Source organism: Exiguobacterium sp. s43, assembly GCF_018617255.1.
Taxonomy (GTDB): domain Bacteria; phylum Bacillota; class Bacilli; order Exiguobacteriales; family Exiguobacteriaceae; genus Exiguobacterium; species Exiguobacterium profundum.
The window spans coordinates 283,865-295,684 of record NZ_JACSJT010000001.1; the positions used below are offsets into that span (position 1 = coordinate 283,865).

Below are 11,820 nucleotides of genomic sequence, written 5' to 3' on the forward strand. Positions count from 1 at the left end.
CTGTTGGTCCTTTTTTGAAGAGAGGATGATTCAAGTGAATGAAGCGATTGCACGAATCGGACAAGAACGGATGATTGCCTCCATCAAAAGTCCAAAACAAATCGAGGCGTTTTTACGGACAGATGTGACGACGACGTTTCTCATGATGGGAACGCTCAGTACACTCGACCGCTATGTGGCGCACTTGAAGCGAGAGAATCGAACGGTCTTCCTCCACGCTGAGCGAATCAATGGCATCAGCCTCGACCGGGACGGGATCGATTACCTCGCCAAACGTGTCGGCGCCGATGGGATTGTCACGACGAAAGCATCCGTGCTCCAGCATGCGAAGCGAGCGGGGCTCTTGACGGTACAACGACTCTTTCTCGTCGACTCGGACGCGGTCACGAGCGGGCTCAAGCTCGCCGAGGCGCAACAACCGGATGCGATTGAACTCATGCCTGGTCTGATTCCGAGCGTCGTCGAGAAGATTTCCCGGGACGTCTCTTTTCCGATTGTGACAGGTGGCATGATTCGTCAACCGATTGACGTGCATCGCGCCCTCGATCATGGGGCATTCGCCGTATCGACCGGGGATGAACGACTTTGGCACGTACAAAGTCAGAAGGAGGAATTAGCATGAAATCGATACAACTACAACAACTGGCGAAATCATTCGGGGAGACGGAAGTCATTCGAGGGATTGACGTGACGATTGAAGCAGGAGAGTTCTTCGCACTCGTCGGTCCGTCCGGCTGCGGGAAGAGTACGATGCTTCGGATGATAGCCGGGCTCGAATCCATCACAAGCGGAACGCTTCGCATCGACGGAGTGGCAGCAAACGGGATGAAGCCGAGTGAGCGTCACTTGTCGATGGTGTTCCAAAACTATGCCCTTTACCCACATATGACGGTTGAGAAAAATATCACGTTCGGTCTACATACGAAAGGACTGACGAAGCTTGAACAGCGGGAGCGTTGCCTACAGGCGGCGGAGACACTCGGGCTCACCGATTACTTAAAACGGAAACCGCGCGAACTCTCCGGTGGTCAGCGACAGCGTGTCGCCTTGGCACGTGCCATCGTGACCGAGGCACCCATTTGCCTGATGGATGAGCCGCTTTCGAACTTGGATGCGAAACTACGGGCAAAGATGCGTTCAGAGATCCGTCAGTTACAGCGCAAACTCGGATTGACGATGATTTATGTCACCCACGACCAAGTCGAGGCGATGACGATGGCAGACCGCATCATGCTCCTCAATGAGGGGGAAGTGCAACAAGTCGGGAAGCCGCTCGACCTATACAATAAACCAGCGAATACATTCGTCGCTTCTTTCATCGGATCACCTCCGATGAATCTAGTCGACGTGACACGACAAGAAAAAGGCTGGATGGCATCAGACGGGCGAATGTTTGATCCGAACACATTGACGGAGATGTCACAGGCGACACTCGGTGTCCGTCCTGAGCAAATCAAGCCGGCGGATGAAGATGTGACGTTTTACGCAGAACTGAAGAATATTGAAGTGCTCGGGACCGAGACAATTCTCGCTTTTGACATCGGGGGGAATGAATGGTTGGCAAAATGGCCGGGGCAATGGCCGCTCACGGTCGGCGAAAAAGTGGCGTGTTATGTGGATCCGAAACAGATGTCGCTATTTGATACGAACGGACAGCGCATTGAGCCACGACAACCGAAACTGTTTGAGGCGTTGGAGGTGTTCCAATGACGGTCGCCTTACCGAGAGAGAAAGTCCGGACGCGGCTATCTGACGCAGCGAGCGGATTGTTGTACTTGTCTCCGTCTATCATCTTGTTTGGTGTCTTCCTCGTCTATCCACTGTTGCGAACGATTTATTTAAGCTTTTTCCGGACCGACACACAGGGGACACCACTCGACTTTGTCGGAGTCGGGCACTATAGCAATTTGTTCACGAGTGCGGCATTTTGGCAAAGCATTCAGGCGACAGTCGGATTCGTCCTTTTGACGGTCCCGCTCACGATTTTGATTGCGCTCGGTCTCGCACTCCTCGCCAATGAGAAACTGAAAGGGATCGGTATTTTTCGGACGGCGTTCTCGGCGACGATGGGGATGAGCGTCGCGGCGTCATCGGTCATCTGGATGTTTATGTACAATCCGTCGATTGGTATCTTCAACCGGTTCCTCGAGGCTGTGGGGGCAAGTGGTGTACAGTGGCTCCTCGATCCACAATATGCGCTCCTTTCCGTGTCACTTGCGACCGTTTGGATGAATATCGGCTTCACGTTCTTGATTCTACTCGGCGGTCTGCAGAACATCGATCGGACGTTGTATGAGAGTGCGGACATTGCCGGGACGAGTTATTGGACGCAACTTCGGGCCATCACCATCCCGATGTTGTCACCGACACTTTTCTTCGTCGGGATCATCTCACTCATCAACGCCTTCCAGACGTTTGGACAGATTGATTTATTGACGAAAGGTGGACCGACGAATGCGACGAATGTCATCGTCTATGCCATCTACAAAGATGCGTTTATCAATTATAACGTCGGCAGTGCCAGTGCCCAGGCCGTGCTCTTATTCATCGCCGTCCTTCTGTTGACGTGGCTACAGTTCAAACTGGTCGAAAGGAAGGTGCATTACCAATGAGATTACGGAATATAGGCGTCTATGTCTTACTCATCTTGAGTGCCGTCGTCATGCTGTTTCCAATCGCCTATGCGTTTTCGATCAGTCTGATGGACGGGAAGGAAGTGCTCCAGGGACATCTCCTTCCACGTGAACCTTCATTGGAAAACTATGTGGCCGCGTTCGAACGCATCCCGATGATGACGTACCTGCTCAACAGTTTGATTGTCGCGCTCCTCGTGATGGTTGGACAGGTCGTATTATCGAGTCTTGCAGCATTCGCGTTCGTCTTCATCGACTTTAAAGGAAAAGGGCTCATCTTTATGCTTTTCCTGGCGACGATGATGGTGCCATGGGAAGCGACGATGGTCCCGAACTTTTTGACAATCCAGTCGCTCGGTTGGCTGAATAGTGTTTGGGGACTGTCTGTGCCGTTCTTCGCACTCGCATTCGGGACGTTTTTACTTCGGCAACAGTTCAAAACGATTCCGTATGAAATGTACGAGGCATCCCAAATTGCCGGGATCAGTCGCTTCCGATTCTTTTGGAACGTCGTCTTGCCGGTCTCGAAGACACCGCTCGTCACATTGTCGGTGTATAGCTTTTTGACGACTTGGAATATGTACTTATGGCCGCTTCTCGTCACGAACACGGAACAGGCGCGGACGGTCCAAATCGGCATCAAACAGATGCAGTCGAACGAAGTCGCCTCGGATTGGGGCGTCGTCATGGCGGCCGTCATCTTGATTATCATTCCGACACTTGTATTGTTGTTCGCAGGACAAAAGCACTTGCAAGAAGGATTGACGCAAGGCGCTATCAAATAATAGGGGGATATGACAAATGAAAAAATTAGGATTATTCGCAGGGTTGGCAAGTTCGGTGTTATTACTCGGGGCATGTGGTAGTGAAGAAGCGGCACCAGTCGCGGCGACGACAGAAGACGGAAAGACAGAGGTCGTCTTTTGGCATGCGATGAGTGGGGACTTGGAGACGGCTTTAAACAGTCAAGTCGACGCGTTCAACGCTTCGCAAGACGACTATGAAGTCAAACCGGTCTTCCAAGGAACATATGAGGAAGCGTTGACGAAATTCAATGCGGTCGCCGGTTCGGAAGACGCTCCAGCCATCATGCAGACGTTCGAGGTCGGGACGAAATACATGATTGATTCGAACAAAATCACACCAGTTCAAGAGTTCATCGACAAAGAGGATTTTGACACGAGCGTATGGGAAAAGAACATCTTGAGTTATTATCAGGTCGATGGGAAGCAATACTCGATGCCGTTCAACTCCTCGACACCGGTCCTCATCTATAACAAAGAGGCGTTTGAAAAAGCAGGGCTCGATCCAGAGAAAGCACCACGCACATATGACGAGTTGAAAGAGGCGGCGAAGAAGTTGACAACGGACGGTCAGACCGGCTTCACGATGCTCAACTACGGTTGGTTCTTTGAACAGCTCTTGGCCGCACAAGGTGGACTGTATGTCGACAATGACAATGGACGAAGCGGAGACCCGACGAAAGCCGTGTTTGATGGCGAAGAAGGACAGAACGCGTTCAATCTCATCAAAGAGATGTACGATGAGAAGACATTCCTAAACGTCGGTCAAAACTGGGACGACATGCGCGCGGCATTCCAATCTGGAAAAGTTGCCATGTACCTTGATTCGTCAGCAGGAATCCGTACGGTAGCAGACAACGCGGACTTTGAAATCGGCGCATCGTACTTACCGGTACCGAATGAAGCGGAGCGTCAAGGCGTCGTCATCGGCGGGGCATCGCTCTGGATGGGTGATGGCATTGCCGAAGAGACGAAAGAAGGCGCATGGGAGTTCATGAAGTATGTCGCTTCAACGGAAGCGCAAGCACAGTGGCATGTTGACACAGGCTACTTCGCCATCAATCCGGAAGCATACAATGAACCGATCGTAAAAGAAATGTGGGCGAAATATCCACAACTGAAAGTGACGGTCGACCAACTCAGTGAGACGAAACCATCACCGGCGACACAAGGAGCGCTCATCTCGACGTTCCCGCAATCACGTCAAAGTGTCGTCAACGCGATGGAAAGTTTGTATCAAGGGGTGTCGGTCGAAGAAGCATTGAAGCGTGCGGCCGATGAGACGACTTCCACCTTGGGGCAGTGACATGTTGATTTACGCACATCGCGGCTATAGCGCCAATTACCCGGAAAATACATTGTCCGCGTTCGAGGCAGCTCTTCCCTATGTGGACGGGATCGAGCTGGACGTACAGCTATCGAAGGACGGGCGTCTCGTCGTCATTCATGACGAAACCGTCGACCGGACGACAAATGGAACGGGATGGGTGAAAGACATGACGCTTCAGGAGTTGCGCCAGTTGAAGATTGACGGCTATGAACGCATCCCAACGTTAGAAGAGGTGCTCGGACTGATTGAACGAAGCAACGTCACCCTGAACATCGAATTGAAGACGGATCAATATGCGTATCCAGGGATCGAACGTCTCGCTTGGTTTGCTGTCAACGAGTTTGAACTCGGTGACCGTGTCGTGTTCTCCTCATTCAATCGTGAAACGCTCGTCCGAATGCGAGATGTGGCACCAGTCGCCCGGCTTGCGGTGTTGACACTCACGGGTGAGTCGGACACCGTCTCGTTCGCTGAAACGATTCGGGCCGAGGCGATTCACGCCCAGCCTGCATTTATCGGTTCGAAAGCATGGGATCAGATACAACAGACGACGCTCGAGACACGGCTCTACACGATCAATGACGTGAAGGACCTTCCCCCGATAACGGTTTCGGCCATCATGACAGATGAGGTTGAACGGTTTACAAAATGAGTAGACTAAACCCCGCTCCTGAGAAGGAGCGGGGTTCATTCATGTCATGATTGGTTCTGGTGTGTCATAGGTTGAGATGACAACTTGATTACGCCCTTCGTTTTTCGCTTGATAAAGCGCCGAATCAGCGAGATCTACCATCCGCTTGATGGGAAGCGAGGTCCCGTGTGCGACCCCAACGGACGTCGTGATTTGAATCGGTGGAAAATCGTTCAAGTGGAATAGTTCAGCAGCAATCCGTTCTCGTATCCGGTTGGCCACTTTGTCTACCTTCTCTGGCGTCAAGTCGTACATCAAGATGACGAATTCTTCGCCACCGATTCGTGCGACAGTGTCATGGGCACGCGTCTCGACTTTTAAGATGTTGGCGAACTGTTGTAAGACGAGATCACCGTTTCCGTGACCATATGTATCGTTCACATGTTTAAAATGATCGATATCGAGCGCGAGTACATTGTACGTCCGATTCTCTTGCCCGATGGAAGCCGTATATCGATCCCACACACGTCGATTGTATAGACCGGTCAAATGGTCTCGTTCAGACGACTGTTTGTACTCGATGGCACGGCGGGTCGTTTGTTCAAGGTCGATGGTGAGGATGCTCGAGAGTAGACCGACGAGCATGCCAATCATCCAAATGGACAAGACAAGGGATACATAGGCTGTGCTCCAACCCATATTGATATAGACGGCAATCGAAATAATGAAGAGCGCCCATACGTTCAAAAAGATACTCTGTAAGAAGAGTCGCTCCCGAAGCAGCCGATGAATCCAGAGCATCCCGATGCTGACGATGAACGTCGCGATAAACGCAATCACGGCCTGCTCGGTCATTCCGAACAAGAATCGTGTACTGGCGATGACAAGTGTCGCAATGAATAAAGGAAAACGAGCACCATAAAAAGCAAGCAACACGAGCGGTAAGTGACGTAAATCCACACGGACCATATCGTTAGCTTCTACGGCGTTATACATCAAAAACAGACCGAGTGCACCGGCGAGTATTCCAATCACAGAACTACGAAGACGGTACGAATTAAAAAGCGAAGAATGATAAATCTTCGAGATGATATAAAATCCGGTGAATGCGACACAAGCATTGAGCAACAAGACGGTGAGCGTCATTCCTTCACGACCTTTTTCATAGACTATACATTAACGGTAGCAGTCTTCAAATAATTGTCAATCTGAAGGTGTGTAAATGTTCATTATCTTTTCACGCTTTCTTCTTTGTTCCTCGAAACGCAAAAAACATAGCGATGCCAATTCCAATGCCGAGCCACCAATTATCGAGGGTGAGCCCGAAAACGACGGCGAATACGACCGCGACGGGAATCGATAAGTAGCCACGTTGTTTCATCTTCATTTCCTCCTCTCTTCGACACTTCTTTATTCCCAAAACGAAGGCGCTTCATTCTTGAATCGAAACAAATTAAAAAAACGTTCGACCGATTAAATCAGTCGAACGAAACCGAATGTTTAGGTGATGATTGCAATGAACAACTCTGTCTGGTGTGGAGCTCGATCGTAAAGGTGGTGCCTTCTCCGTATACCGAGTACGCATGAATTCCCCAACCATGGGCTTCAGCGATTCGTTTACAGATTCGTAGACCGAGACCGGTTCCTTTGATCGATTGGTGGGCAGCGGATTCGACACGGTAATATTCATCAAATACGTATGGAAGTGCTTCTTCCGGAATCCCGATGCCGGTATCGGATACAGATAAGATGATTGTGCCAGCACATTCAAATACTCTCGTATGGACCGTACCGCCGTCAGGAGAGTACTTGATGGCGTTACCAATGAGGTTATGGAGCAATTGCCGTAACTTTTCTTCATCTGCTTGAATCGAGACATCATTCGTTTCAAATGTCACTGTATGAAGCGGGGAGGTCGTCTGATAGCTCGACATGACATCCTCTAAAAGAGGACGGAGTGCGAACGTCGTCACGGTCAGTTGGTCAGCCGTGTAGCGCTCTTTTTGATAATCGAGGAAATTATCGACGAGCCGCTCCAGCCGTTCCGATTCTTGTTTGACTTGTGTTAGCATCTGATACGACTTTTCCGAACCTTGATGGCGTGTCATGAGTAGCTCCGTATAGCCATGGATGGCAGTCAATGGCGTGCGGAAATCATGAGACAGTTCGGCAAGGAAACTGTCTTTACGTTCTTCAAAGCGGACAGCTTCTGTTTGGTCGCGCCACATGATGAAAACGCCACGTGGTGTGCGCGTGAAGTTGAAAATCAAATGTAGCGTCTTGTCATTAGAACGCAGACGACGTGAGGTCATCCTTGGATCCGTTTCAGTCGCACATTCGAGCAATTCCTGGATGAGGTGCATGACTTGTGCGGAATCCGCCCCATGCTGTTCCAACGTGGCATATAAATAACGAGTCAATGTTTCCAATGTGTCAAAAGATTGTGTTGTCATCGAAGGGTACCATTGCCGAAGAGAATCATTCGAATACAGACGACATCTTGAGAAATCGATATAACACATCGCATCCTGTACTTCTTCCACGATGGAAGCGATGGAGAACGTGTGGCGTTGCTGTTTTTGACGAGCGGAGTGTTTCTGCCTAATCCTATGGAATCGGCGCATGGACCTACCTCCTCGCGAACATTTGTACATGCATTCACAATAAGTATACGACATTCGAGAAGGAATCCCTATACAGGCAATAGTCCTAGCAGAAACGTATCGAAATCGGGACGGATACAAAACACCTCTCCGCTGATAGAACAGAGAGGTGTCGGTCATTCGGTCACTTTTACTTGTCCCATCATCCCATTTTCTTCATGCTCGAGGATGTGGCAATGATACATAAATGTGCCGGTTTTCGTGAAGGTGATTTCAATCTTTACTCGTTCATCTGGAGCGACGGCTACCGTATCTTTCCACCCTTTTTCCTGATCGGATGGTGGGTTGCCGTCTCGACTAATGACTCGGAACTGGACGCCGTGGATGTGGAAGGGATGTGTCATCCCACCCATCATATCTGGTTTATTTTCAATTTCCCATACCTTGGTGTCTCCGCGTTTCGCTTCGATGTCGATACGCTCCGGATCATAGGTCTTTCCGTTGATTGAAACCATGTTACCCATTCCAAAAAGGGTGAGCCGTCGATCTGCCGTCTTATCTGTCGAGCGCTCCATCGTCTCGGTCACCGGAATCTTAATGGACGCCTTGTCGAGTTCACCGACACGAAACGTAGTGAATGTCACTCCGTCCGCTTTTAAGGCGGCGACATCTTCAACTTGTGAAAAATCTATCAGCACTTCGGCCCGTTCACCTGGTGTCAACGTGATGGTTCTTAAGGGAATCGGGCGCTCTAACGGTCCTCCGTCTGTCGCAATCTGCGTCATCTCGGCCTCGTTAGATAACGTAAAATCAAAATCGCGCGCATTCGAACCGTTGACTAGTCGCACACGTAACGTCTCGGTTTGAACGTCGAACGTCGTGTTGATGGCTCCATTCGCAAGAATTGTATCCCCGGTCGTTCCGTCAACGTTCATATGGGCATCATAATCTAACCCACCGTTAGGAGTGAAGCGTCGATCTTGTACAATGAGCGGGATGTCGTCGACTCCATATTCATTCGGGAGACCATTCGGTGTATCGTTAGTCACATAAAGAAGACCGGCAAGCCCTTTATAAACTTGTTCAGCTGTCGAACCCATCGGATGGGGGTGAAACCACAGCGTACTAGGTTCTTGGTCGATGTCGAGTCGAACTTGTGCCCGTTCACCTGGTGCGACGGTCTGATGAGGTCCCCCGTCCATGTCGGCAGGAATGACGAGTCCGTGCCAGTGGAACGTTGTCGGTTCATCCAATCGATTGATGGTATCGATTACGACTGTTTTTCCTTTCGGTAACTCGATCATTGGTCCGAGTAAGTCTCCATTATAACCGAATGTTTCCGATTTCTTGCCGTCTTTGAAAAATTGTGACGTGCCTTTAGTTGCTTCCACCGTATAGTAGACCGTGTCTTCCGTGACACGATCTGGCTGTAAGGCGGTCGGAATCGGAAGCGGCTGTGTCGGTTCATCCGATGCTTGGAGCTCTTGCCTCGCTCCGTGTCCCATCTGACCCGTTGCCGAATCGTTTCCCATCATATGATTTTGGTCCATATTGTTGTTATGGTTCCATGTCCCGTTGAAGAGGACGACTAGTAAAACGAAGATGCCCCCAATTAAAATCCCCGTCAACAGAAACCACATTCCTTTCGATTTCATTCTATAACACTCCTTCATTGTTCAGTCCTCACTTTGTTGTACCACCTAATTGTGAAAGAAACATGAAAGTCCAAATCTGTTTAATTATATACCATATGGGGGTATACAATTCGTGTAAAGGAGAGGATGAATGATGGAACATGCACACGATCAACATCATGAATATCATAAGGGAAGTCACGAGTCTCATCATGGCGGACACGGACACGAGCATATGATTGATGATTTCAAACGACGTTTCTTCATATCGCTCGGACTGATGATTCCGATTTTATTGTTATCGGACATGATTCAAGAATGGCTGCGGTTTGAACTCGATTTTCCGCTTGAAAAGACAATCTTATTTGTATTGGCGACGATTGTATATGTATACGGCGGATGGCCGTTCTTAAAAGGAAGTGTGGAAGAGCTACGAGAGCGTAGCCCGGGCATGATGATGCTCATTGGCTTGGCGATTAGCGTCGCTTACTTTTATAGCGCAGCTGTCGTCTTTGGATACGGAAGTGGGCATGACTTCTTTTGGGAACTCGCTTCACTGATTGTGATCATGCTACTCGGTCACTGGATTGAGATGCGTTCGGTCATGGGGGCATCAAATGCGTTAGAACAACTCGTACAACTGCTCCCGAACGAGGCGCATCGCATCAATGGGGAAGAAACGGAAGACGTTCCCATCTCTGAACTGAAGGAAGGAGACCGAATCCTCGTCAAACCGGGGGAGCAGGTACCCGTGGACGGGAAAATCATCAAAGGACGAACGACCATCGACGAGTCGATGTTGACCGGCGAATCGGTACCGGTCGAAAAAACAGAAGGTGAAGATGTCATTGCGGGTTCGATCAACCAAGAAGGGAGCTTGACGATTGAAACGATTGGTACGGGAGAAAGAACGTACTTGTCAAAAGTGATTGAATTGGTGAGTGAGGCACAAAAATCGAAGTCACGGGCTCAAAATTTGGCGAATCGGGCGGCAAAATATTTGTTCTATATCGCAATTGCCGCTGGAGTCATCACGTTCACGGTTTGGTTCATGCTCGGATATTCGGTCGGGACGGCGGTTGAACGGATGGTAACGGTCATGGTCATCTCATGTCCCCATGCACTTGGACTGGCGACACCTCTTGTTGTCGCTGTTTCGACAGCATTATCGGCGAAACAAGGTCTTCTCATCCGCAATCGGACTCAATTTGAAGAGGCGCGTCGACTCGATGCCGTCATTTTCGATAAGACCGGTACGCTGACGGAAGGGAATTTCGGAGTCACAGACATACAGGCGAGCTCGTCTTATAAGGAAGAAGACGTGTTGCAACTCGCAGGAGCAGTTGAGCGTGAGTCGCAACATCCTCTCGCGCAAGGGATTTTAAGAGAAGCCGAGAGACGGGAATTGAAACTGGCGGCTGTCGACGACTTCGGTTCGATGACAGGTGTCGGATTGGAAGGAACGGTTGACGGTGCGCGTGTTCAAGTCGTCAGTCCGCGACATATCCGCGATCAACACATTCAAATTGATGAGGAGACGTTTGCACGACTCTCGGAAGAAGGAAAGACCGTCGTCTTTGTTTTGAAAGACGGAGAATGGGTCGGGATGATTGCGATGGCCGATCTGGTGAGGGAAGAAGCGAAGGAGACCGTCGAGGCACTTCATGAAAAAGGCATTCGCTCGATCATGTTGACGGGTGACAACGAGAAGGTCGCGCATTGGGTCGCGGGTCAGCTCGGTATCGATGACGTGTATGCCGAAGTATTACCGGACGACAAGGCAAACCAAGTGAAAGACGTCCAAAAAGATGGCAGCAAAGTAGCGATGGTCGGAGATGGAATCAATGATGCACCTGCCTTAGCACAAGCGGATGTCGGCATCGCAATCGGGAGCGGGACAGACGTTGCCGTCGAAACGGCAGATATTGTCCTCGTCCGCAGTAATCCGAAAGATGTCCTATCGATTTTGGAGCTTTCACAGAACACGTATCGTAAGATGATTCAAAACTTGTGGTGGGCAGCCGGGTATAACATCGTCGCCATCCCGCTTGCTGCAGGCGTGCTGGCTCCGATTGGAATCATCTTGTCCCCAGCCATCGGTGCCGTCTTGATGAGTTTAAGCACAGTTATTGTCGCAATCAACGCTCGACTTTTGAAGATTTAACATTTCTTTCACCTTTAGTCAG

The 11,820-nt window shown here is 50.0% G+C and carries 11 protein-coding genes; 7 read left to right on the forward strand and 4 right to left on the reverse strand.

Annotation, left to right across the window (positions count from 1 at the left end; translation table 11 throughout):
* The first annotated feature begins 25 nt into the window (after positions 1-25).
* The 6 genes from KNO79_RS01590 to KNO79_RS01615 are packed head-to-tail and all read left to right on the forward strand — an operon-like array spanning position 26 to position 5,418.
* A complete protein-coding gene (locus KNO79_RS01590; RefSeq protein WP_074035768.1) occupies positions 26-622 on the forward strand; it encodes a glycerol-3-phosphate responsive antiterminator in 597 nt (198 codons plus the stop codon).
* A complete protein-coding gene (locus tag KNO79_RS01595; RefSeq protein ID WP_159562953.1) occupies positions 619-1,710 on the forward strand; it encodes an ABC transporter ATP-binding protein in 1,092 nt (363 codons plus the stop codon). Before KNO79_RS01590 ends, KNO79_RS01595 begins: the two co-directional genes overlap by 4 nt.
* A complete protein-coding gene (locus KNO79_RS01600; RefSeq protein WP_214690443.1) occupies positions 1,707-2,612 on the forward strand; it encodes a carbohydrate ABC transporter permease in 906 nt (301 codons plus the stop codon). Before KNO79_RS01595 ends, KNO79_RS01600 begins: the two co-directional genes overlap by 4 nt.
* The gene (locus KNO79_RS01605) at positions 2,609-3,418 is read left to right on the forward strand and encodes a carbohydrate ABC transporter permease (protein WP_047794841.1); all 810 of its coding nucleotides are present in this window, start codon (positions 2,609-2,611) and stop codon (positions 3,416-3,418) included. The genes KNO79_RS01600 and KNO79_RS01605 overlap by 4 nt, the downstream gene beginning before the upstream one ends.
* Before the next feature lie 16 nt (positions 3,419-3,434).
* A complete protein-coding gene (locus KNO79_RS01610) occupies positions 3,435-4,742 on the forward strand; it encodes an ABC transporter substrate-binding protein (protein ID WP_196431251.1) in 1,308 nt (435 codons plus the stop codon).
* A 1-nt stretch (position 4,743) separates the two neighbouring features.
* A complete protein-coding gene (locus KNO79_RS01615) occupies positions 4,744-5,418 on the forward strand; it encodes a glycerophosphodiester phosphodiesterase (protein WP_074035776.1) in 675 nt (224 codons plus the stop codon).
* Positions 5,419-5,457: 39 nt separating this feature from the next.
* On the opposite strand, the gene KNO79_RS01620 is transcribed toward KNO79_RS01615, so the two are convergent.
* The 4 genes from KNO79_RS01620 to KNO79_RS01635 all read right to left on the reverse strand — a co-directional run bounded on the left by KNO79_RS01620 (position 5,458) and on the right by KNO79_RS01635 (position 9,655).
* The gene (locus tag KNO79_RS01620) at positions 5,458-6,543 is read right to left on the reverse strand and encodes a GGDEF domain-containing protein (RefSeq protein ID WP_159562951.1); all 1,086 of its coding nucleotides are present in this window, start codon (positions 6,541-6,543) and stop codon (positions 5,458-5,460) included.
* 91 nt (positions 6,544-6,634) lie between these two features.
* Positions 6,635-6,778, reverse strand: coding sequence for a hypothetical protein (locus KNO79_RS01625; RefSeq protein WP_026825140.1), 144 nt, complete (start codon positions 6,776-6,778; stop codon positions 6,635-6,637).
* 97 nt (positions 6,779-6,875) lie between these two features.
* Positions 6,876-8,021, reverse strand: a complete 1,146-nt coding sequence (locus tag KNO79_RS01630) for a sensor histidine kinase (protein WP_214690444.1) — start codon at positions 8,019-8,021, stop codon at positions 6,876-6,878.
* Between the two features lie 155 nt (positions 8,022-8,176).
* Positions 8,177-9,655: a multicopper oxidase family protein gene (locus tag KNO79_RS01635; protein WP_251125265.1), complete on the reverse strand. Its 1,479-nt coding sequence runs from the start codon at positions 9,653-9,655 to the stop codon at positions 8,177-8,179.
* 130 nt (positions 9,656-9,785) lie between these two features.
* Here KNO79_RS01635 and KNO79_RS01640 point away from each other — a divergent pair, with 130 nt between their 5' ends.
* On the forward strand, positions 9,786-11,798 hold the full coding sequence (locus KNO79_RS01640) for a heavy metal translocating P-type ATPase (RefSeq protein WP_159562948.1): 2,013 nt from the start codon (positions 9,786-9,788) through the stop codon (positions 11,796-11,798).
* The last annotated feature ends 22 nt before the right edge of the window (positions 11,799-11,820 follow it).

Excerpts from the sequence above, each read along its gene's own strand:
- KNO79_RS01590 (WP_074035768.1), top strand. The coding sequence starts at position 26 with ATGATTCAAGTGAATGAAGCGATTGCACGAATCGGACAAGAACGGATG.
- KNO79_RS01595 (WP_159562953.1), top strand. The coding sequence starts at position 619 with ATGAAATCGATACAACTACAACAACTGGCGAAATCATTCGGGGAGACG.
- KNO79_RS01600 (WP_214690443.1), top strand. The coding sequence starts at position 1,707 with ATGACGGTCGCCTTACCGAGAGAGAAAGTCCGGACGCGGCTATCTGAC.
- KNO79_RS01605 (WP_047794841.1), top strand. The coding sequence starts at position 2,609 with ATGAGATTACGGAATATAGGCGTCTATGTCTTACTCATCTTGAGTGCC.
- KNO79_RS01610 (WP_196431251.1), top strand. The coding sequence starts at position 3,435 with ATGAAAAAATTAGGATTATTCGCAGGGTTGGCAAGTTCGGTGTTATTA.
- KNO79_RS01615 (WP_074035776.1), top strand. The coding sequence starts at position 4,744 with ATGTTGATTTACGCACATCGCGGCTATAGCGCCAATTACCCGGAAAAT.
- KNO79_RS01620 (WP_159562951.1), bottom strand. The coding sequence starts at position 6,543 with ATGACGCTCACCGTCTTGTTGCTCAATGCTTGTGTCGCATTCACCGGA.
- KNO79_RS01625 (WP_026825140.1), bottom strand. The coding sequence starts at position 6,778 with ATGAAACAACGTGGCTACTTATCGATTCCCGTCGCGGTCGTATTCGCC.
- KNO79_RS01630 (WP_214690444.1), bottom strand. The coding sequence starts at position 8,021 with ATGCGCCGATTCCATAGGATTAGGCAGAAACACTCCGCTCGTCAAAAA.
- KNO79_RS01635 (WP_251125265.1), bottom strand. The coding sequence starts at position 9,655 with ATGAAATCGAAAGGAATGTGGTTTCTGTTGACGGGGATTTTAATTGGG.
- KNO79_RS01640 (WP_159562948.1), top strand. The coding sequence starts at position 9,786 with ATGATGGAACATGCACACGATCAACATCATGAATATCATAAGGGAAGT.